Origin of the sequence: Paenarthrobacter sp. RAF54_2 (genome assembly GCF_052113945.1) — a bacterium.
In the GTDB taxonomy this organism is placed as follows: domain Bacteria; phylum Actinomycetota; class Actinomycetes; order Actinomycetales; family Micrococcaceae; genus Arthrobacter.
In genome coordinates this window covers 46,794-66,604 of the sequence record NZ_JBFRDV010000001.1, presented here as the reverse complement: position 1 = coordinate 66,604, position 19,811 = coordinate 46,794, and the positions used below count along the sequence as shown (strand labels likewise).

Below are 19,811 nucleotides of genomic sequence, written 5' to 3'. Positions count from 1 at the left end.
ACGGTCTGAAGACACCATATCGTCCAACGATCAACGGTACAAAGTGCGGCACGACATGCATTTAGCAACAGATCCATGAACCAAACCCGACCCACTTTGTCAATCCGGGCAGGGTGTCACTTCGAACTGAAACTAAGTAGGCTTACTTTATTATCCGAGTCCGACCACCGGACGATTCGTGCAAAGGAGACATTCTGATGGGCGTTGAAGACAGCATCCGTAAGGCCGCCGAAAACGCGATGGAAGACCTGGCTGGCACGTCCGATCCCGTGGACGACCAACACGTGCCCGAGCCTGGCGCGAAGGACGACGACATCCAGGTCCACTCTTCCATCAGCGAAGGTTCAAATGCGATGGACTCCGACACGCCTGAAGAGCAGGCGCAGGCAACGTCTGGCCGTTCGTTCGCCGTGGCTGGCGACGGCGAGGCCCACGAGGAACCCGCAACCCGCACTGCCGGAGAAACTGACAGTGACATGAACCAGGACCGGGAAGGCGACCGCGACGTGCCTGCCGCATCCGGCGACGTCCCCGGACCGGCAGGCCTGCCCGACGGAACCCCGGACGAACTCCGGGCAGACCCCTCGGAAGGTGACGAGGACCCGTCGACGGGCATGGGTCGGGGCTAACTTCGGGGTGCGCTCATTGGCCCAGCTTTGTGGCTTCCTGACCCTGTTTGGGCCGAGTTCAGCCCTTCTGCACCCTGTTTGGGTTGCAAAACGGCCACTTTGGATTCAAAGAAGGTCCGGAGGCCACAGCCTTGCGCTCAGCGCGCGGGGCTGCGGGTATCGGCCTGATTACGGTCTGTAGGCTCTGGAGATGCTCCCACTTTCCACAGCCAGACTGCGGTTCCGTGAGATGACGCCTGCAGATCTTGAGGCTATGGCCCACATGCTCGGCGATCCTCAGGTCATGGCGTACTACCCCGCTCCGAAATCACGGGAAGAAGCTGCGGCTTGGATCGCTTGGAACGAGGCCAATTACGCCCGCCACGGGTACGGGTTGTGGATTCTGGAAACGCACGACGGCGGTTTTGTGGGCGACTGCGGGCTGACCTGGCAAACAGTGAATGGGCGCCGCGAACTGGAGGTCGGCTACCACGTGCGATCAGACCTCCAGGGGCGAGGCTACGCCAAGGAAGCTGCCCAAGCCTGCGTAGATTTTGCCCGGGACGAGGCTCGTGTCGACCGTCTCGTGGCCATCATCCACCCCGACAACATCGCCTCCCGCCGAGTGGCCGAGCACATCGGGATGACCCATTTGGAAGACGACCTCGCGGGTTCGATCGTTCGGAAAGTGATGGGGATTCAACTGGGCTCTGTGGCTTCCTGACGTTGTTTGGGCCGAGTTCAAGCGATCCGCGCGTCGGTGTCAGGGTCTTGTCGCGCGCCGAGCATTCCAGCGATCTTGCCTTCGAGCGCGGCAAGGGTCGCCTCCGGAAGGACGATCAGGCCGTCGAGTTCCTTGCGGGCACGCTTGTACGCCGTTTGACGTTCTGCAGGGGTAGCCGCGGAGTCTTCTGCAATGCGCAGCAGTTTCCTCGCCGTTGCCAGCCTTTGACGTTCGGGACCGGTGAAGTTGCTGTCCTTGATTCGCCTGGCCTCCCGTTCGGCCACATCAAAAGCGAGTTCGAAGCTGTGGACAGCGGCACGATACTCAGCCAGCCGGGCCGGCGTCGTTATGTCTTGGGGCGCCGCCGGGCGCAGACCATCTGCTTCCTTTTTGGCGCGCAGGAATGCGACCGTCAGAGGCTCGCGGACGTCAGTCATCAGCGGGTAGTCGATGAGCTTCCCAACGTCCAGCTCGTAGTCCAGCCACTTATGGTTCACGGCATCGTGCGTTGCCATCAAAGAAACGACTTCTGCCTGGTTGGCCTGCTCGTGCACCGCAAGCTGGTTCTTCAGCTTGTACAACTCCACCTTGCGGCGATGGCGTTCCTCACTGGCTTTCGACCACGACCTTGCCCATCCGCCGGCCATCCCGCCAATAGGGAAGATGAGCCACCAGAAGTTGCCAAGGAAGTCGAAGAAGGGTTCCACAGACTCATCCTCCCACTTCCAAGCCCACCTCGTCCGTGGGCTCAGGCTGAGCCAGCGGTGCGTGAGCATGAGAGATTCTTACTCTCAAGCTGTTTATTGATAAGCCGGTCTGTATCACTGGGTAGGCTCCTTCTGACCAGCTTTTCCCTTTGGAAGGACACACATGCCAATCACGAATGACCACAACGACGTGGCATCCGGCGCCGAATCCACTCAGCCTCTCAACGTCGTCGTTGCGGGATCCACCAGTGCCGCGGGTCAGGCCGTGGTCGGTTCGCTGGTTGCCTTGGGAGCCCGTGTGGCCGCCGTGGATCTGGACGCTGCGCGTCTTGAAGCACTCGCGGCCTCCCACGACGGTGTGGTGCCCTACACCTGCAACCTTTCGGACCCGGAATCGGTCGAGGCTCTGGCAGGTTCCGTCAGGAGCGAGTTCGGATCGGTGGATGGACTGATTCACCTCGTCGGCGGATGGCGTGGCGGCGAGGGAATCGTCGGACAGAGAGACGAGGACTGGGACGTCCTGCACACGAGTATCATGACGACGCTCCGGAACACTTCGCGTGCGTTCTACTCCGATTTGGAAGCATCGCCGCGTGGACGCCTGGCCATCGTCTCGGCTGTTGCTGCAGCCAAGCCCACAGCGTCTGGCGCCAGCTATGCCGCCATCAAGGCCGCTTCCGAAGCCTGGGTTCTCGGTGTCGCCGACGGCTTCGAGGCAGCCCAGTCCGGCCACAAGACTGAGCCCAAGGAACAGACAGCGGCCGCAGTGGTGTTCGTGGTCAAGGCCCTGCTGGACGACGCCATGAAGGCAGCTGCTCCGCACCGCAAGTTCCCGGGCTACACGCACGTCAACGAGCTTGGCGACCACGTCTCTGCTCTCTTCGCGGCCCCGGCTTCCGACCTCAACGGCGCCCGTCAGCATCTGAGCTAAGTCCCGCCGTCGTGCCCTGTCGCTAGCATGTCCGTATGGACCAGCGACTGCACTTCATTACATTTGCCACCGCAGATCTCGACCGAGCCCGTTCGTTCTACAAGGACGGGCTCGGTTGGGATCCACTCATGGACGTGCCCGGGGAGATCATCTTCTTCCAGGTCGGACCGGGCTTGATGCTTGGCCTCTTCGACGCTGAAAAGTTCGACCAAGACCTCAACAGCGCCATTTCGACGAGTAGCGACGTTCCGACGAGCAGCGTCAGCGGCGTGACGCTTTCGCATAACGTCGATAGTGCGGCCGAAGTGTCCAGCACCATGGATGCCTTAATGGCGGCTGGTGCAACTGTCCTGAAGCCCGCCCAGGCCAGCGCTTTTGGGGGCATTTTCCACGGCCACGTCAAGGATCCGAACGGCATCGTCTGGGAGATCGCGCACAACCCAGGTTGGAGAATCGACGACGACGGCACGGTGGTTTTCGGATGAGCGTCTTCCCGCCGACCTTCGCTGAGGATGTCATCAACCACGACGCACGTGCCCAGTTCGATGCTTTCCTTGATGAGCATCGGCGTGCACTTTACGAGTCACTGGACGGCCTGACGGAAGAACAAGCACGACGGCGGCTGGTCCCGTCGCGCACGACGCTGCTGGGCTTGGTCAAACACGCAACCTTCGTCGAAAAGGTGTGGTTCGATGAGGCCATCTCATGCCGGTCCCGCAGCGAAATCGGCATCCCGGCCACGCCTGACGAGTCCTTCATTCTCGAGGACACCGACACGATCGCAAGCATTCAGCAGGCACATCGCGAAGCGTGCGAGGCCTCACGGCTGGCTGCTTCGGATTTAGGGCTGGATGACCTCGTGCTCGGAAATCGACGTGGCCCGCTCCCCCTCCGCTGGGTATATCTGCACATGCTCCGGGAGCTCGCACAGCACTGCGGTCATGCGGACATTCTGCGGGAGCAAGTCACTAGCAAATAGCCGATATTTCCCGCGTTTCCTGGTTCCAAATCAGGTCGAGCAAAAAATGTCAGACCCTGGTGAGAGGGTTTATTCATGGGAAGTATTGGGGAGATGTTGGCGCGTCGGGCAGCGATGTCTGGTGCCACGTTGCGCCCCCGACGTGTTCCCCGAGCCAGCCACACCCTACCTGCCAACGGCCAAGCCGGCTGTGAAAGCCCGACTGCGGCAGTCACCGTTTTGGAGAACCTCAGGGCCATTGCGCTGCTTCGCGGCATTGAACCGCTGCCCTTCCCTGAGCGTGATGACGTCGAGCCTGTTTCCTCGGGGCTGAGCGTTTCCCCTGGGCTTATTGGTTCCAAGGGCTCCGACGATTTCCTTGGGCTTGATAGTTACAAGGGGCTTCAGGATTTCCTTGGGCCTATTGGTTCTAAGGGGCTAGACGGTGCGCCGGGAATTGAGGGTGCGCTGGCTGACAGCGTTGAGGCGTTGGAAAGCCTGCGTTCCGCCACCATGGCCGGTGCCCTGACATTCGGGTTTACCGAGGCCGCGGGATTCGCCGTGCGGCTGGAGGAGATCTCCCGGACCGTGGAATACCTGCAGGTCATCGCGGCGCACGCAGTGGAACGGACCCGCACGCAAGCCCAGCAGGCGCGGCCCTCATCCTCCGCCGGCACGGGATGGCAGACAGGCTGGACCGACCCCGGAACCACGGACCTGGACCCAGCCGGAGCTGTTGCTGGATCCGCTGCTATCTCTTCGGCAGGTGCTGTTGCTGGATCCGCCGCTTTCTCTTCGGCAGGCACTATTACCGCTGCAGACGCTGCTGCGGTGGCCGATGATGGCTACCGGAATGCCGCGGAATTCCTGCGCGCCAGCCTGCGGATCAGCAAAAGCGAAGCCAACCGCCGGCTCGCCCTGGCCTTCCAGGTCCTCCCCCGGACCGGAATCGCCGGGCAACACATCCCGGCCCGCCGTGAAATCCTGGCCCAGGCCCTCGAAACCACGCAAATACCCACCCGGTCCGCGAGCATCATCAGCGCCGCCCTGGACAAAGTACGCCTCCTCACCGACGACGACACCCTCACCCGGATGGAACACGCCCTCACCCGCACCGCCATCGAGTCCGACCCCGACTTCGTCACCAAAATGACCAAACGCTGGAACGACCAGATCGACCAGGACGGACCCGAACCGTCCGAAGAAATCCTCCGCCAACTCCAAGGCACCTTCATCCGCAAACCCCGCCACGGACTGCACCACCTGGAAATCTTCGCCACCGCCGAACAATACGAAACGCTCACCACCGCCATGAACGTCGCCACCAACCCCCGACTCACCACGGATAGTAATCCCACCGGACCGGATCTGGACCGGCGTTCCCGCCCCATGAAACTCCTCGACGGACTCGTCGGAGCCTGTGCCGTCGCGATGACCACCGGGAAACTGCCAGCCAACGGCGGACTCCGCCCCCAACTCACCCTCACCATCGACGAACGCGACCTCTTCAAACGACGCACCGACCACTCCCGGCTCAGCTCCGGCACCGCGACCTTCACCGGCCCGATGCACCCCACCACCATCCGCAAAATCGCCTGCGACGCCGACATTCTCCCCGTCCTGCTCGGCAGCGACTCCCGCGTCCTGGACATCGGCCGCACCACCCGGATCTTCCCGCCCCACATCCGCAAAGCCATCACCGCCCGGGACGGCGGCTGCGCGTTCCCCGACTGCACCATGCCCGCCCCCTGGTGCGAAGCCCACCACATCACCTACTGGTCACACGGCGGCACCACCTCCACCGAGAACGGCACGCTTCTCTGCAGCCACCACCACCACGTCATCCACAAGGAACAGTGGCGGATCGACATGACCACCGGCGTGCCCTGGTTCACCCCACCACCACACATCGACCCCCACCAAACACCACGACGCAACCACCACCACACACCCCTCAGAACGTGAGAGGTCGTGGTTGGGTCTTGAAATGCTGCCTATATGCCTGCCGTGAACTTGGCCTCAACAAACTTCAGTAGCGGACGGGAGTTCGTGCAGATCAGGTACACCAACGTGCCCGCAACAAACAGGATCGGCCATGCAGTGGTGAAGGGTGCTCAACGCCCCAACACAGGATGCAGATGTTCACTCTCAATCGCGACGTGGGCTTGAACCGCCCCTGCCTCAAGGGCATCGGAAACGGGGGCGCCCCGCAGTGTCGCAGCAAGGAAACCAGCCATGAACGCATCCCCGGCGCCGTTCGTATCCACCACGTCCGCGGGAACTGCGGGAACCTCATGCTGGGTGCCGTCCGCTTCCAGGGCGACAGCACCTTCCGCCCCGAGTGTGCAGACAGCCAAGCGAGGCCCGCGCGCAAGGCAGGAATGCATCAGCGCCCACGGATCATCCGTCCTGTCGTCATTCATGAACACCACGCCGGCCGCCCTCAGGAACGGTTCATGGAAGGCCGAGGATCCGTCGTAATCATGAAGGTCCACCCATATAGGCGTCTCGTGAACCTCTTCGCGCTCCAGCAGCAGCACGCCAAATTCACTGAGGTCGATCACGGCGAGATCAGCGCCAGCAACCACGGCAGCCGCCGTCGCAAGATCCTCCTCCGCCGGGGCGGAAGGCACCGAGACGTAGAGAGATACCCGGCTGCCGTCGTCGGTCATGAGATTGACGTGACGCTCAGTCCGGTCGGAGGCAATCCTTTCTACGGTGACGCCAGCATTGGTGAGTGCGCGGAGGACCCGCCCGCCGTCGTCGTCCTCCCCCAGTGGCGAGCACAAGCGCACGCCGATGCCCAGATCCGCGAGGTGCACCGCTTTCCCCGCCGACGTTCCGCCGACCGTCTCCCAGGCGCGTCGCGCGAACTGCATGTGCGGAACGGGCTCGGGGAGGTGGTCCAGGAGGATGAGCTGGTTCCACGAGGCCGGGCCGCAGACGGCAACGCTCGGAGTAGCAGGCATGCGACTATCCAAGCACGGTCCAGGACCCCGTTCCCGGAAACAAACCGGCAAGTCCAAAACCGTTGACACGTGACCAAATGGTCACCTATTCTGAAGCCATGGACGCCGTGTTCAAAGCACTGGCAGACCCCACCCGGCGGGAGCTGCTCGATGAGCTGTTCCGTGAGGATGGGCAGACCCTCACCGCCCTCGGAGCCCGGTTCGAGATGACCCGCTTCGGYATCGCCAAACACCTGAAGTTGTTGGAGGATGCCGGACTGGTGGTCACGCGCCGCCGAGGACGCGAAAAGCTGCATTTCCTGAACCCCGTCCCCATTAGGCTCATCCACGATCGCTGGGTGAGCAAATACGCAGAACCATGGGCCGCTGCACTCAGCGACCTCAAATCCAGATTGGAAAGTCCCATGGAAAAGATCTTCGAGATTTACATCAAAACCACTCCGGAACGGCTCTGGGAAGCCATCACCAACAGTGAAATCCGGAGCAAATACCAGTTCGGGAACACGTTCACGGCGGACTGGACTCCTGGCGGCCGGTTTGAAATGCGGAACGTCAAAGCGGACGAGCCCCTGGGCGAGGGCGAGAACATCGAAGTCGATCCCCCGCGGCGGCTCGTCCAGACGATGCAGGCATTGTGGGGCGAGGACGTCAAAGCTGAAGGAACGTCGCGGATCACCTGGGAAATCGAACCCGTGGGCGATTCGTGCCACCTCACCGTCACGCACGATCAGCTCCGCGAAGGCGCCAACGAGCAGCTGTACGGCGGCTGGCCCATGATCCTCTCCGGACTCAAGACGTGGCTCGAAACAGGCGAAACACTGACAACGCCCGGCTCGCTCATGTACGCCTAGGCACCCTAGACCACGACGACGGCGGGACCTCCCCGCCGTCGTCGTCGCTACTTGTTGTCTCCCGCCAATTAGGCGACGGGAGCGGCGAGCTCCTCTTCCGAGAGCCAGGCCGCCTGCATGGTGCCCAGCAGGTGCGGCGCGAAGTCTTCGCCGATTTCCAGCACCACGCGGCACCGCGCACCGCGCTGGTCTGGGAACCCGAGGTATTGCCCCCGGAGATCGCACACGGTCTGGCCGCGGCTGGGACCGTTTGTTGTGTCGACCTCCACGCGAACGGTGGGCGCCACAGTCAACTCCACTCCCCTGACGGCAATGGCAGCAGCCAGGGGATCGTGCATTGCTGAACAAGCCCGCCCGAAGATGTCCACATAGAAGCCGAAGTAGTAGCCAAGCATCTCGCCGAGTGCCTGCGAAACAGGGTGCTCGGATGCCAGCAACTCTTGGCGATGGGTCTCCTCCAGGACGTTGGTCATGGTGACGTCCAGCGGTACCAGCGTCACGTTCCAATCGGCAGCGAGGACTTCCGCCGCAGCCTCGGGGTCGTTGGCGATGTTGGCTTCCGCCACGGGCGTGATGTTTCCCGGGGCCAGGGCCGCACCGCCCATGATGGTGATTTCGGCGATGAGCTCCGGCAGCCTTGGCTCCAGCCGGAGGGCTTCGGCGATGTTGGTCAGCGGCCCGATTGCCACAATGCGAAGTTCCCCAGCATGCTTGCGTGCCAGCTGCACTAGCAGTTCAGCAGCCGTTGCCTCAATGGGCTCACGATCCGACGGAGCCAACTCCACCCCGCCGATTCCGTTGTCGCCATGGACATGCGGCGCACCACCATGGAAGCTGCCGACCTGCGGATCGTGTGCGCCGATCGCTACGGGGATGTCCGGATGCCCGGCCAGTTTCAGCAGGTCCAGGGTGTTCCGGGCGCCGCCGGCGGCACTGATATTGCCGCTCACGGTGCCGATGCCCACGAGTTCCGCGCGCGGAGTTGCGAGCAGGTAGGCCAAGGCGAGGGCGTCGTCGATTCCCGTATCGCAGTCGAGGTAGAAGGGGGCGGCAGTGCGCTGGGTGGTCATGGTCTCTCGTTTCAGGATGTAGCGGGGTGCTGTGAAGAAGTGCTGGGCGGACGCGCGGTGCCGCGTGCCGCCGTCGGGCGTTAGATCTTTTCGCCCTTCGGAGCTGTTATGAACAGGCTGACGAGGAAGGCGAGGACGGTGATGGACACCGAAATCCAGAGCGCCGCCGAGTACCCGGCAGCAGTGCCCTGACCAGCGAACGGGGCAACAACCACGACGCCGAGGCTCGCCCCGATGCCGAATGAGGCGCCGTTGATTCCCGGCAGTGCGGCCGGTGCTTCCTTGGGCGAGAGCAGGACGGACAGGCCGTTGATCGCGGTAAGGAAGAAGCCGTTGTAGAAAATGCCCAAGGCTGCGATGGCGATGAGGACGGCTACTTGGTTGTCGGCGAACAATGCAGCAGCAATGGCGCAGACCAGGCTCGTGGCCGTGCCGACGCGGACGGTCTTGATCCAGCCACGGCGGTCGGCAATCCAGCCGGCGAGCGGTGCCGCGAACACGCCGATCAATGCTGCCGGGGTCAGGAACAGCAGCGCTGCGACCGAAGCCGGCAGGCCGAAGCCGTTTTCCTTGTCCTGGCTGAGTAGCACCACGGTGAAGTTGATAATGGCGAAGATTCCCGCGAGCGTCAGCACAGTGGTGGCGATGACCGGCCACACCTGGCGCGAACGGAGGTGGTGGACGGCGACCAGGGGCGTGGAGCGCTTCTTCTCGATGAGCCAGAATGCGGTGAAGGAAGCGATGCTGCCAGCCAGCAGGCCCAGTGCGGCAGGTGAGGTCCAGCCGGCAGAAGAGCCCGTGGAGACGAAGTAGGTGATAAAGACCAGGAACACGGACAGGGAACCTGCACCCCACCAGTCCATCCGGCCCGGAGCGACAGCGGATTTCCCGCCGGGGACAATCTTGATGACGCAGACGACGGCGATCGCGGCCAGGGCGAGGACGGCAACGAAGATCGACTGGAAGCCGAGCGTTTCAGCCATGAGCCCACCAAAGTAGCCATCTACGCCGCCAACACCGCCGTTGATGGCGGCGATGATGCCGATGGACGTGCCGAAGAGGCGGGCAGGCAAGTATTCGTTGAGCACGATGTAGGAGAGCGCGAAGATGGCGCTCGAGACGCCCTGCATGAAACGGCCAGTCACCAGCAGCGGCAGGTTCGGGGCGAAGATGCACAGCACAGTTCCAGCGCCCATGATGGCCAGGACCAACAGCAGTGCCGTTCGGCGGCCAATGAAGTCGCTCCAGCGTCCAATCACGGGTCCGGAGATGGCGCCGGCCAGGAAGAACATCGACTGAACCTGCGCCACAGCCTCGGGCGTCTCGCCAAAGAAGGAGCCGATGTGCGGGAGTGCCGGGGTGATCATGCTGGCGTTGAGCTGAAACGACAGCACAGCCAGAACCAGCGTCGTGATCAGCAGGACGGCGGCCCGGCCGCCGGGGCGGGTGTCCGGCGTCGCTTCTATGGTTTCGGAAGACTGCGTCTCTACCGCTGTGTTGGGGATATTCACATCAAACTCCTTTGTCCGAGGGCGCAGGCGGCGCCACGAGATGTGAGTTGTTATACAAGCATGTATTACGAGCTTGTGCAACCTATCACATTTTTCGGGTACAGTGTCCGTAACCAAACCCAAGCGAGGCACCCTTGACCGACAATGCCGTCCAGTTCCTGTCCCGACCCATTGCGCCCCAACCCGGCCAGCCCTTGCGCGTTGCGGCATACTCACGCATAGCCGAGGCAATCAGGACCAAGCTCCTCCCTCCGGGCTCATTACTCCCAACCGAGACCGAACTGGGCGTCATGATGGATGTCAGCCGCACCGTGATCCGGGAAGCGCTGATGCTGCTGGAGGAAGACGGACTCACCAGGGCGCGGCGGGGAGTCGGACGATTCGTAGCCGATTCACTGCCCCGGATTGGCATCGAACACATCCGCCCGTTCGATCAACTCCTTGGCGGGCCGGACCAGGACATCCAGGTCAAACGCGTTGCTGCGATCAAGCAGCCAGCCTCGGAATTCGTGGCCCCCGGAATCGGCGTGGAGCCTGGCCAGGACGTCTGGTTTTGGGAAAGCGTACTGATCCGCAATGGCGAGCCTGTGGCCCACCTGCAGGAAAACGTGGCTCAATCCATCCCTGAAGCCGAGGCACTCGCAGAAGCAGCCGAAGCTCCCACCCTTTCGGCTTCGACGCTTTTGGAGGTCCTCAGCGGGCTTCCGGGGGCGTCACTTGGGCCTGGCGAATGCGAAATCAGTCTGAGTACGGCCGGTCCCAGCCGCGCAAAGTTGCTGGATCTTCGCCCGTCCGAGCCGGTTCTGGTCCTCACTCAATACGTCCGCAGCAAGGGCTCCCCGTTCTACCTGGCCAAATGCCTCGTGGCCGCCAAGGCCGGTCACCTCTCCGTCATCCAGTCCTCCTGAATCCTCCCGAAAAGGTCCTTCCATGAGCTCCTCCCCTCAATCCTCCGCGCCCATTTTGCTGCCCGCGCTTACGGTCGTAGGCAGCATCAACCTCGACATCACGGCTACCGCCAGCCGCCTCCCGACGCCGGGCGAAACCGTGGGCGGCGCCATCCTCCGTCAGCAGCCCGGCGGCAAGGGCGCCAACCAGGCCGTGGCCGCAGCCCGGCTCGCTGGCGCTTCCCGCATGGTGGGGGCAGTTGGCCGGGACGAAGCAGGCCGGAGCCTCCTGGACGCCATGGCGAGTGCCGGCGTCGACGTCCAGGACATCGCGCAGGTGAATGCCGCGACAGGAACTGCGCTGGTGCTTGTGGACAGCGAAGGCGAGAACCAGATTGTTGTGTGCCCGGGCGCGAACGCCGACGTGTCCGTGGAGGGAGTCTCCTTCGCGGAGGAAGAAGCAGTCCTCTGCCAACTCGAAGTTGACCAGGACGTGGTGCTGGAAGCCGCCCGCCGGACCAAAGGCTACTTTGCCCTCAACGCAGCGCCTGCTGCGCCCATCATTCCGGAGCTCCTGGAACGCTGCGACCTGGTGATCGTGAACGAGACCGAGTACGCCCTGATCCCGGCACTTCGCACTGCCCCCCTCGTTGCCGTGACGTACGGCGGCGAGGGCTCGGCGATCTTTGAGCACGGCGAACGCGTGGCCGAAGCTCCTGCCGTTCGGGTCACGGATATCGCCAACACCATCGGAGCCGGCGATGCTTTCTGCGCCGCCTTGGTCCTGGCCCTCCGCTCCGGACTTGAGTACAGCCATGCCCTGGCTGTGGCCAACGCCGTCGGTGCGGATGCTGTCCGGGATGCTTCGTCACAGCCTGCCCTGAAGCCTTTGGAGCACTACGTTGAAGCGACGCGCTCCTCTGTCGCGGCCTGAGCTATTGCACTTCAGTGGCCTTCGATTGGGGGGTGCTACGATTGCTACGGAGGCCAATCATGACAACAATTCCACACCGTGAACTGCGCAATCAGAGCAGCAAGATCCTGGAGCGGGTCAAGAACGGCGAAATCATCGATGTCACCAATAATGGTGAAGTGGCCGCAACACTGATTCCGCCGTCAGCTTCGCCCTTTGAACGCTTGCTCCAAGCTGGAAGCGTACGGCCAGCCACAACGAGTCCCGTTGACTTCAAAATTCTTTCGCGCGTCGCAAGTGAGATGGATACCGCCGGCATTTTGGCGGACCTGCGCGGCGACCGGTGATCGTTTATGTCGACACTTCAGCCGTACTAAAACTCGTAGTGGAAGAGCGGGAGTCAGCAATAGCAGCCGCCCATCTTTCGGACATAACGGCTGCCGGAGGGCATCTTGTTGCTTCCATGCTCTTATACACGGAACTCCATTGCGCCGCTCGTCGCCGGGACTTGCCGTTCGAAGTGGTTAATAGCGTCCTCGCCGGCATCAATCTGGTCGATGTGACGCGGTCCGATCTCATGTATGCCGCGGCCTCGCCCCGGCGACTTCGGAGCGCTGATGCAATCCACCTTGCTACCGCCATCAGGCTCCAAGTCGACAGCTTGGTTGCGTACGATGCGGAACTACTCCTGGCCGGAGTGGAGTCCGGGCTTACGACATCGTCTCCAGGGTCCTGACCAAAGCGGTTTAGCCCACGATCCGGAACTCGTCGAACTCCCCCGTGGCATCGGAAACCTCGAATTCAATGTTCTCGATACGACCAGGTGCCCGTGGTGAATGGAGCCAACTCACCAGCGCCTCGGTACCGGCTACCGATCCCTCGGCGACCACCTGCACGGATCCGTCGCGATTGTTCCTGACGGTCCCCCTCAGCATGAGCTCATCCGCTTTGCGAGCAGTCCAGTAGCGGAATCCCACGCCCTGGACCACGCCCGTGATGCGGGCTGTGACTCTTAGCGTCTCATCGCCGTAGCGGTTTTCCAGCGAGTCAGTCATGGACCAAATCTAGCTGCGCGCACCCGTGATGCCGAGTGCTTGACCCACGAAACCCGCCCTTGTCCGCTCTCCTCACCGTACAAGAGCGAGTGGAGCGAACAAGGGCGGGCCTGGTGAACGGCTGGGACTAGGTCAGCCCACCACGATGTCGTGCGTCGCGTGGTCGTACGTGAAGGTGACCGGGCCGCCGTCGTGGTTCAACTCGTGGTTGGCACCATCGCGGACTCCGAACGCGCCATAGTTCTCATCCCATGAACGGTTCAGCGCGATCTTGTACGTATAGAAACCGGCCGGCAGTTCAGCCGTCAGCGTCCACAGCTGAACCAGCGGGTTGAACTCCATCTGGACTTCGTCGTACTGGGGAGCCCAGTCTTCCGGAGCGCCCAGGATCTTGTTGAAGTCACCCGCGATCGCGACGGCGTCCGGCTGCGGCAGGGTCTCGACGGCGGGAGCCGCCGCTGCCTTCGCAGGAGCCTTCCGTGTGGAAGCCTTCTTCGCGGCCGGCGCAGCCTTGGTGGCGGTCGCTTTAGTAGCGGCAGCCTTCGGCGCAGACACCTTCGCGGCAGCTACCTTCGGTTCTGCGGCAGCCTTCGGAGCTGCAGCCTTCTTCGACGTTGCCGCACGCTTCGTCTTGGCCTTTGCGGGCGGGGCCGTAGGCACGGGAACATCGGCTGGTACCGGTGTTCCGGCGTCGAGGGCCTCGGCGAAAGCCGAAACGTCAGGGAAGGCGACCGTCGCCCGCAGTCCGTCGTCCGGGATGGTCCATCCCGAACGCCCCTTGACCAGCCAGCCGGCCTTGACCAGCTTTGCCGATGCCGACGTCAGGGTTTTGTGGCCGCGGGGAATGCCCCCACTGAGAAGTTCAGCCTCATGGTCGTTGAAAGGAACGCGTCCGATGGCCTCTGCCAGGACTTCCCCTGCGTTCAGCGAGGCTCCAGACCATACGCCCTCAGCGAGGATGTCCAGTACGGCCTTCAGACGAAGGTTGGTGTTCTCGGCGGTGTTGGCGCCCATGCTTCTCCTTCTACGGTGAATAATCCCTTGCAGTTTGCCAATGAATTGTTAATTCGCGCGACTGATATTGGTAAACACCGTGTGTCGTGACCGAGTGTGACATTCCCGGGGCCGGAAGTGATCGACGGGTCTCGCCTTTAGCACCAATTCAGGGTTTATTGGCCCGGCACGGACGCCTTGACCCACTCCGTCACTTCATCCAGCAATACAGCTTTCCGGGCGTCGCTGGCGAACGAAGAACGGATCGAATTTGCCGCCAAAGTGGCCTGCTCCGGAACCGAGAAGTCAAGGACCTTGGCCAACTGCTCGAAGTTGTCGTCCACATAGCCGCCAAAGTAGGCAGGGTCGTCCGAGTTCACGCAAACGTTCAAACCGATGGCAAGCATCTCCGGCAGTGGGTGGTCAGCCAGCTTGTCCACCGTACGCAGGCGAACGTTGGATAGCGGGCAAACAGTCAGGGGCACCTGCTCCGCGACGAGCCGCTGCACCACTTCCGTGTCTTCCATGCAGCGGATACCGTGATCGATCCTCTCCACATGCAGCACGTCCAGGGCCTCGGTGATGTAGGCGGCCGGCCCTTCCTCGCCCGCGTGGGCGATCCTTCGCAACCCGGCGTCACCGGCACGCTGGTAGAGTCGCTCAAATTTCGACGGCGGATTGCCCACCTCTGCTGAGTCCAGCCCAATGCCGACGATGGGGGCGTGCATCGCGAGCAACTGGTCCAGCACTTCAATCGCGGAGTCCTGGGACATGTCCCTGAGGAAGGCCGCTATCAGGAGTGTCGAAACGCCGAAGTCTTCCTCCGACGTCGCCAGCGCATTCGCGACACCGTTGACGCACACCTCAAGCGGGACACCCCTGGACACATGCGCCTGGGGATCCATCATGATCTCCGCGTGGCGCACTCCCCCGGCTGCGGCGCGCTGAAGATAAGCGCGGGTCATGTCGGTGAAGTCCTGCTCGGTTTGCAGGACGGCCATGTTGGCGTAGTACAGGTCAAGGAAGGACTGCAGATCGGTAAATTCGTACTTCTCACGCAGTTCTTCGATGTCCTCATACGGCAGTTCGATGCCGTTGCGTTCGGCCAGGGCAAAGATCAGCTCTGGCTGGAGAGTCCCTTCGATGTGCAGGTGCAGTTCGGCAACCGGGGGCGCCGTCGTCGTCGTTTTCTCGCCAAAAGTTTCCACTCGACAACTCTAGGCCCCATATCCGCACGTGTCCCGGAGCACTCAACTTGGTTCTTCGCCGCGGGACCCCCAAACTGAAAGGATGCAGACTTTCCTCCCTTTCGCCGATTTCCGTGAGAGCGCCGCGGCGCTCGACACCTCAAGGCTCGGCAAACAGCGCGTCGAAGCCCTCCAGGTCCTCCGCGCACTGGTCATCCCGGAGTACGGTTGGCAGCAGCACCCGGCCGTCCGTATGTGGATGGGCCACGTCCCCGCCCTCACCATGTACGGCCTGGCAATGGCCGACGAGTGGATCCAGCGCGGCCACCCGGACAACACCCGCAACAACATCGCGGAGTTCGCACCCCAGGCTGCACACCCGGATTACGCCTCCCGGATCATCATGCCGCCGTGGCTGGGCTACGAGGACCTGCACCTCAGCCACCGCTCCAAGCTCATTGGCAAGGACCCCAAGTTCTACGGACCGCTCTTCCCGGGCGTCGAAGAAAAGCTCGAATACATCTGGCCCGAGCCCAAGCACGAATTCCACCCCGCAGACCCCGAAGAGGACCGTCTCTGGATCCTGCGGGCCAATGTGGAAGACATCCGCCCGGAACAGCTCACCACTGTGAGCATGCCTCCTCACGGCAAGGCCAAGGCTGCCGCAGATTCAGAATCCGGCGAGTACCAATTTGTGTACGCGGAAGAGAAGTCCCGCCGCCAACTCAAAGGCCCCAAGAAGCGTCCTGCCAAGGTACTGGAGAAGAAGCCCACGCGGAAACGCCAAGCCCAGGAAGCTGCGTTCAATACTCTTCCCGGCAAGACCGAGATCGCCGTCCCGTTCGACGGCGGCCAGATCTTCGCCGTCGGGCTGGTCCAGGGACGGCCTATCACGGTTGAGGGTAAGTTCGCCCGGAACTTCGAAGTCACTGACGTGGTCAAGCGCTCCGATTTCGACTACCCGGCACTGCTGCAGGATCCGCGGGTCTTCTTCCCGATCCCCGCACCGGCACAGTAACCGCAGCCCGCAAAGTAACGGCGAGAGAGGGCCATGGATTTCCAGCACATCATCGAAGAAGTCGGCCGGTACATGGACTTCGCCGGCGTGGCAGTCATGGTGGTTGGGGCGCTGGTTTCCATCCCGCTCGCTTTGCGCGGGTACCAACCCAAACGGGCTAGCGGCCTCGCCCCGTTTTCTCCCTACCGCGCCTACCGGCAATTGCTGGGACGGTCCATCCTCCTGGGCCTTGAGCTCCTGGTGGCCGCCGACATCATTCGGACAGTCGCTGTGACGCCCACGTTTGAGAGCGTGGGCGTCCTGGCGATCATCGTGCTGATCCGGACGTTCCTGAGCTTCTCGCTTGAGTTGGAGATCACTGGCCGCTGGCCGTGGCAGAAGGAAAAGGACCACGACGGCGGCAGTTCAGTTCCGGATGGCTCGTCGGTTCCGTCGTAGTCACTCCGTCGTAGCTTGCTCCGCTGTCAAAACCCGCCCTTGTTCGCCCATCATCCCGTAGTACGGCATGACAGGCGAACAAGGTGGGGTTTCGTCGGCTGCGGCTGGCTACTTCCCGAGCCCTGCCCGACGAAGTGCCTCGGCCATAGCTGTGTTGGCGGGAGCTTCAGACTGCTGCGGCTTGCCCTGGCGACGGTCACCCTGACCCGGCTGACCACCACCGCGCTGGCCCGGCTGCCCACCACCGCGTTGGCCCGGCTGACCACCCCCACGCTGACCCGGCTGACCACCTGAGCGCTGCCCTCCAGCAGTTCGTGCGCGCTGGTCGCCTCCGCCAGGGTTACCTCCACCCGAAGCACGCCCGCCGGAGCCGCGGCCGCCCGCAGTGCCGGGTTCGTCGTCGAGCCTTAAGGTCAGGGAGATGCGCTTTCGTTCGGGATCGGCCTCAAGTACCTTGACCCGCACTACCTGTCCGGATTTCACGATCTCGCGGGGGTCCGAGACGAATTTGTTGGACAGCGCGGACACGTGGACCAGACCGTCCTGGTGCACTCCGACGTCCACGAAAGCACCGAACGCGGCAACGTTGGTAACTGTGCCTTCCAGGATCATGCCCGGCTTGAGGTCGGAGATCTTTTCAATCCCCTCCGAGAACGATGCTGCCTTGAACGCAGGACGGGGGTCGCGGCCAGGCTTCTCAAGCTCGGTCATGATGTCCTTGACGGTCGGCAGGCCGAACGTGCCGTCCACGAATGTCTGCGGATCCAGTGAAGTGGTGGGCCCTTCGCCAGCCGCGACGAGGATCTTGCGGGCAACGGAGTAGGCCTCGGGGTGCACGCTGGAAGCATCCAACGGCTCCGCTCCCCCGGTGATCCGGAGGAAGCCGGCGCACTGCTCGAATGCCTTCGCTCCCAGCCGGGGCACCTTCTTGAGGTCGCTCCGCTTGGCGAACGGCCCATTCTCGTTGCGGTACGCCACAATGTTTTCGCTCAGCAACGGTCCGACGCCGGCCACACGGCTCAACAGCGCGGGGGACGCTGTGTTGACGTCCACGCCCACGGCATTCACGCAGTCTTCCACCACAGCGTCCAGTGAGCGGTCCAACTTGGCGGCGGTGACGTCGTGCTGGTACTGGCCCACACCAATGGACTTGGGTTCGATCTTCACCAATTCGGCCAGCGGATCCTGAAGCCGGCGCGCAATGGAGACAGCGCCGCGGAGTGAGACGTCCATGCCGGGGAGCTCGGAAGCTGCCAGGGCCGACGCGGAGTACACGGAAGCACCGGCCTCGGAAACAACCAGTTTCTGGACACCCTTGGAGCCTGCGGCCTCAAGGGACTTAATGAGCTCGGTGGCCAGCTTGTCCGTTTCCCGCGACGCCGTGCCGTTGCCGATCGCCACGAGTTCCACGTTGTACTGCTTGGCGAGGCGGCCGAGAGTGGACAACGCCTCGTCCCATTTCTTCGCCGGCGCATGAGGATAGATGGTGTCCGTGGCAACCACCTTGCCGGTGCCATCCACCACCGCCACCTTAACTCCGGTGCGGAGTCCCGGGTCCAGTCCAAGCGTCGAGCGGTTGCCGGCAGGCGCAGCGAGCAAGACATCACGCAAGTTCGCGGCGAAGACCCGAACAGCTTCATCCTCGGCGTCTGCAAACATGCGTCCGCGAAGATCCGTGGTGAGGCGGTCCAGGATGCGACCGCGCCAGGCGAGCTGGGCAGTCTGGGTGAGCCAGAGGTCGGCGGGACGGCCGTGGTTGGCGACCCCAAGGCACTTGGCCACAGCGTTCTCGTAGCGGCCGCGGGCGGCGGCCAGGGCGTCGTCGTCGGCGGGGTCTGCTTCGGCGAGATCCAGCTCAAGTACGCCGTCCTTTTCACCCCGCAACAAGGCGAGCACCCGGTGCGACGGCATTCCGGACGGGACTTGCGTGAACTCGAAGTAATCCTTGAACTTCYGGCCTTCGGCCTCCATGCCCTTCTTGACACGGGAGACCATGCGCCCCTGCTTCCAGAGCCGCTCACGCAGGTCCTCGGCCAGGTCAGGGTCCTGGGCGACGCGCTCCACCAGGATCGCGCGGGCGCCTGCGAGCGCGGCGGCAGAATCCTCAATGGAGTGTTCGGCGTTGAGGTACTTGGCGGCTTCTGTTTCGGGGTCCAGCTGTGGGTTGGCGAGCAGGACGTCGGCCAGCGGCTCCAGCCCGGCTTCGCGGGCAATCTGTGCCTTGGTTCGGCGCTTGGACTTGAAGGGGAGGTAGATATCCTCCAGCCGCGCCTTGGTGTCAGCACCGACGACGGCGGCTTCCAGTTCCGGGGTCAGCTTGCCTTGGGCTGCTATCGCCTCGAGAACGGTCCTGCGCCGCTCTTCCAGCTCACGCAGGTACCGGAGGCGTTCCTCAAGATCGCGCAGTTGAGTGTCATCGAGCGTCCCGGTGACTTCCTTACGGTAGCGGGCGATGAAGGGAACGGTGGATCCGGCGTCGAGCAGTTCCACCGCGGCCTTGACCTGCCAGGCCTTCACGCCGAGTTCGTTGGCGATGAGTTGATGGATGGCAGAATCGGCTGACTGGTGCTGGAGAGATTGAGTCACCCTGACAGTTTGCCTCACATGACCGACAGTTTTCAGGTCCAGGTTCCGGAAAGCCTATGCCGGGAGCGCTGTTAGTGCTGTAGTTGGAGCATGCAGGAACTGCTCATCATCCTTCAGGACGGGTTTGTTTCCGATGACGTGAGCGTGACCGTCAACGGCAAGGAAGCTGTGTCCGAACGGGATGTGTCTACCAAGATGCTGTTGGGAATGGCCGACGAAATCACGGTGGAGCTGCCGGCGAAAGGCGCCACGGTGGGAGTTGAAGTCCGCAGCAGAAAGCTCAGCGCAACGAAAAAGCTCGCTGGTAAACCCAGGAGCCTGATTGTCTCCATAGAGGATGACGAACTCGTGCTGCGCGAAGGAACGGGCCGCGAGGCGTTCCTCTGACGGGGAGCGCTTCGCGGC

At 62.8% G+C, this 19,811-nt stretch carries 22 protein-coding genes; 14 read left to right on the top strand and 8 right to left on the bottom strand.

Going from position 1 to position 19,811, the window contains the following annotated elements:
- Nucleotides 1-197: 197 nt before the first annotated feature.
- Together AB4Y87_RS00335 and AB4Y87_RS00330 are read left to right on the top strand one after the other, a co-directional pair.
- The gene (locus AB4Y87_RS00335; protein ID WP_442002507.1) at nt 198-629 is read left to right on the top strand and encodes a hypothetical protein; all 432 of its coding nucleotides are present in this window, start codon (nt 198-200) and stop codon (nt 627-629) included.
- A 190-nt stretch (nt 630-819) separates the two neighbouring features.
- Nucleotides 820-1,332: a GNAT family N-acetyltransferase gene (locus AB4Y87_RS00330; protein WP_442002506.1), complete on the top strand. Its 513-nt coding sequence runs from the start codon at nt 820-822 to the stop codon at nt 1,330-1,332.
- Between the two features lie 17 nt (nt 1,333-1,349).
- On the opposite strand, the gene AB4Y87_RS00325 is transcribed toward AB4Y87_RS00330, so the two are convergent.
- Nucleotides 1,350-2,039, bottom strand: coding sequence for a hypothetical protein (locus AB4Y87_RS00325; RefSeq protein WP_442002702.1), 690 nt, complete (start codon nt 2,037-2,039; stop codon nt 1,350-1,352).
- Between the two features lie 163 nt (nt 2,040-2,202).
- On the opposite strand from AB4Y87_RS00325, the gene AB4Y87_RS00320 reads away from it, so the two are divergent.
- From AB4Y87_RS00320 to AB4Y87_RS00305, 4 genes are all read left to right on the top strand, one after another.
- Nucleotides 2,203-2,970, top strand: coding sequence for an SDR family oxidoreductase (locus AB4Y87_RS00320; RefSeq protein WP_442002505.1), 768 nt, complete (start codon nt 2,203-2,205; stop codon nt 2,968-2,970).
- Between the two features lie 35 nt (nt 2,971-3,005).
- Entirely contained in the window at nt 3,006-3,455 is a 450-nt protein-coding gene (locus AB4Y87_RS00315; protein WP_442002504.1) for a VOC family protein, read from the top strand.
- Nucleotides 3,452-3,949, top strand: coding sequence for a DinB family protein (locus AB4Y87_RS00310; RefSeq protein ID WP_442002503.1), 498 nt, complete (start codon nt 3,452-3,454; stop codon nt 3,947-3,949). Before AB4Y87_RS00315 ends, AB4Y87_RS00310 begins: the two co-directional genes overlap by 4 nt.
- A 75-nt stretch (nt 3,950-4,024) precedes the next feature.
- The gene (locus AB4Y87_RS00305; protein ID WP_442002502.1) at nt 4,025-5,893 is read left to right on the top strand and encodes a DUF222 domain-containing protein; all 1,869 of its coding nucleotides are present in this window, start codon (nt 4,025-4,027) and stop codon (nt 5,891-5,893) included.
- Between the two features lie 149 nt (nt 5,894-6,042).
- Here the strand turns inward: AB4Y87_RS00305 and AB4Y87_RS00300 are convergent, their stop codons facing one another.
- Entirely contained in the window at nt 6,043-6,897 is an 855-nt protein-coding gene (locus AB4Y87_RS00300; protein ID WP_442002501.1) for a carbohydrate kinase family protein, read from the bottom strand.
- A gap of 98 nt (nt 6,898-6,995) precedes the next feature.
- On the opposite strand from AB4Y87_RS00300, the gene AB4Y87_RS00295 reads away from it, so the two are divergent.
- Nucleotides 6,996-7,748, top strand: a complete 753-nt coding sequence (locus AB4Y87_RS00295; protein ID WP_216926161.1) for an ArsR/SmtB family transcription factor — start codon at nt 6,996-6,998, stop codon at nt 7,746-7,748.
- Nucleotides 7,749-7,816: 68 nt separating this feature from the next.
- Here the strand turns inward: AB4Y87_RS00295 and AB4Y87_RS00290 are convergent, their stop codons facing one another.
- Together AB4Y87_RS00290 and AB4Y87_RS00285 are read right to left on the bottom strand one after the other, a co-directional pair.
- Nucleotides 7,817-8,818 carry a nucleoside hydrolase gene (locus AB4Y87_RS00290; protein WP_442002500.1) on the bottom strand — a complete coding sequence of 334 codons (1,002 nt, stop codon included), beginning with the start codon at nt 8,816-8,818 and terminating at the stop codon, nt 7,817-7,819.
- A gap of 80 nt (nt 8,819-8,898) precedes the next feature.
- Entirely contained in the window at nt 8,899-10,329 is a 1,431-nt protein-coding gene (locus AB4Y87_RS00285; protein ID WP_442002499.1) for an MFS transporter, read from the bottom strand.
- 134 nt (nt 10,330-10,463) lie between these two features.
- On the opposite strand from AB4Y87_RS00285, the gene AB4Y87_RS00280 reads away from it, so the two are divergent.
- The 4 genes from AB4Y87_RS00280 to AB4Y87_RS00265 are packed head-to-tail and all read left to right on the top strand — an operon-like array spanning nt 10,464 to nt 12,865.
- Nucleotides 10,464-11,237, top strand: coding sequence for a GntR family transcriptional regulator (locus tag AB4Y87_RS00280; protein WP_442002498.1), 774 nt, complete (start codon nt 10,464-10,466; stop codon nt 11,235-11,237).
- A gap of 22 nt (nt 11,238-11,259) precedes the next feature.
- Nucleotides 11,260-12,150, top strand: a complete 891-nt coding sequence (locus AB4Y87_RS00275; protein ID WP_442002497.1) for a ribokinase — start codon at nt 11,260-11,262, stop codon at nt 12,148-12,150.
- A 59-nt stretch (nt 12,151-12,209) separates the two neighbouring features.
- The gene (locus AB4Y87_RS00270) at nt 12,210-12,476 is read left to right on the top strand and encodes a type II toxin-antitoxin system Phd/YefM family antitoxin (protein ID WP_442002496.1); all 267 of its coding nucleotides are present in this window, start codon (nt 12,210-12,212) and stop codon (nt 12,474-12,476) included.
- Nucleotides 12,473-12,865: a type II toxin-antitoxin system VapC family toxin gene (locus AB4Y87_RS00265; RefSeq protein ID WP_442002495.1), complete on the top strand. Its 393-nt coding sequence runs from the start codon at nt 12,473-12,475 to the stop codon at nt 12,863-12,865. Before AB4Y87_RS00270 ends, AB4Y87_RS00265 begins: the two co-directional genes overlap by 4 nt.
- A gap of 10 nt (nt 12,866-12,875) precedes the next feature.
- Here AB4Y87_RS00265 and AB4Y87_RS00260 read toward each other — a convergent pair whose 3' ends face one another.
- From AB4Y87_RS00260 to AB4Y87_RS00250, 3 genes are all read right to left on the bottom strand, one after another.
- Complete coding sequence (locus tag AB4Y87_RS00260; RefSeq protein ID WP_442002494.1) at nt 12,876-13,184, bottom strand: acylphosphatase; 309 nt, start codon at nt 13,182-13,184, stop codon at nt 12,876-12,878.
- Nucleotides 13,185-13,316: 132 nt separating this feature from the next.
- Nucleotides 13,317-14,198 (bottom strand): pullulanase X25 domain-containing protein, encoded by an 882-nt coding sequence (locus AB4Y87_RS00255; protein ID WP_442002493.1) that lies wholly within the window; start codon nt 14,196-14,198, stop codon nt 13,317-13,319.
- Nucleotides 14,199-14,353: 155 nt separating this feature from the next.
- Nucleotides 14,354-15,385, bottom strand: coding sequence for an adenosine deaminase (locus AB4Y87_RS00250; RefSeq protein WP_442002492.1), 1,032 nt, complete (start codon nt 15,383-15,385; stop codon nt 14,354-14,356).
- Between the two features lie 82 nt (nt 15,386-15,467).
- Here AB4Y87_RS00250 and AB4Y87_RS00245 point away from each other — a divergent pair, with 82 nt between their 5' ends.
- Nucleotides 15,468-16,382: an MSMEG_6728 family protein gene (locus tag AB4Y87_RS00245; RefSeq protein WP_442002491.1), complete on the top strand. Its 915-nt coding sequence runs from the start codon at nt 15,468-15,470 to the stop codon at nt 16,380-16,382.
- A gap of 33 nt (nt 16,383-16,415) precedes the next feature.
- Entirely contained in the window at nt 16,416-16,820 is a 405-nt protein-coding gene (locus tag AB4Y87_RS00240) for a DUF1622 domain-containing protein (RefSeq protein ID WP_442002490.1), read from the top strand.
- Between the two features lie 108 nt (nt 16,821-16,928).
- Here AB4Y87_RS00240 and AB4Y87_RS00235 read toward each other — a convergent pair whose 3' ends face one another.
- Nucleotides 16,929-19,406, bottom strand: a complete 2,478-nt coding sequence (locus AB4Y87_RS00235) for a Tex family protein (RefSeq protein WP_442002489.1) — start codon at nt 19,404-19,406, stop codon at nt 16,929-16,931.
- 90 nt (nt 19,407-19,496) lie between these two features.
- Here AB4Y87_RS00235 and AB4Y87_RS00230 point away from each other — a divergent pair, with 90 nt between their 5' ends.
- The gene (locus AB4Y87_RS00230) at nt 19,497-19,793 is read left to right on the top strand and encodes a hypothetical protein (protein WP_216926150.1); all 297 of its coding nucleotides are present in this window, start codon (nt 19,497-19,499) and stop codon (nt 19,791-19,793) included.
- Nucleotides 19,794-19,811 lie beyond the last annotated feature (18 nt).

Coding starts and splice junctions, on each gene's coding strand:
- AB4Y87_RS00230 (WP_216926150.1), top strand. CDS start 19,497: ATGCAGGAACTGCTCATCATCCTTCAGGACGGGTTTGTTTCCGATGAC.
- AB4Y87_RS00335 (WP_442002507.1), top strand. CDS start 198: ATGGGCGTTGAAGACAGCATCCGTAAGGCCGCCGAAAACGCGATGGAA.
- AB4Y87_RS00305 (WP_442002502.1), top strand. CDS start 4,025: ATGGGAAGTATTGGGGAGATGTTGGCGCGTCGGGCAGCGATGTCTGGT.
- AB4Y87_RS00320 (WP_442002505.1), top strand. CDS start 2,203: ATGCCAATCACGAATGACCACAACGACGTGGCATCCGGCGCCGAATCC.
- AB4Y87_RS00310 (WP_442002503.1), top strand. CDS start 3,452: ATGAGCGTCTTCCCGCCGACCTTCGCTGAGGATGTCATCAACCACGAC.
- AB4Y87_RS00300 (WP_442002501.1), bottom strand. CDS start 6,897: ATGCCTGCTACTCCGAGCGTTGCCGTCTGCGGCCCGGCCTCGTGGAAC.
- AB4Y87_RS00290 (WP_442002500.1), bottom strand. CDS start 8,818: ATGACCACCCAGCGCACTGCCGCCCCCTTCTACCTCGACTGCGATACG.
- AB4Y87_RS00330 (WP_442002506.1), top strand. CDS start 820: ATGCTCCCACTTTCCACAGCCAGACTGCGGTTCCGTGAGATGACGCCT.
- AB4Y87_RS00240 (WP_442002490.1), top strand. CDS start 16,416: ATGGATTTCCAGCACATCATCGAAGAAGTCGGCCGGTACATGGACTTC.
- AB4Y87_RS00260 (WP_442002494.1), bottom strand. CDS start 13,184: ATGACTGACTCGCTGGAAAACCGCTACGGCGATGAGACGCTAAGAGTC.
- AB4Y87_RS00315 (WP_442002504.1), top strand. CDS start 3,006: ATGGACCAGCGACTGCACTTCATTACATTTGCCACCGCAGATCTCGAC.
- AB4Y87_RS00275 (WP_442002497.1), top strand. CDS start 11,260: ATGAGCTCCTCCCCTCAATCCTCCGCGCCCATTTTGCTGCCCGCGCTT.
- AB4Y87_RS00255 (WP_442002493.1), bottom strand. CDS start 14,198: ATGGGCGCCAACACCGCCGAGAACACCAACCTTCGTCTGAAGGCCGTA.
- AB4Y87_RS00270 (WP_442002496.1), top strand. CDS start 12,210: ATGACAACAATTCCACACCGTGAACTGCGCAATCAGAGCAGCAAGATC.
- AB4Y87_RS00245 (WP_442002491.1), top strand. CDS start 15,468: ATGCAGACTTTCCTCCCTTTCGCCGATTTCCGTGAGAGCGCCGCGGCG.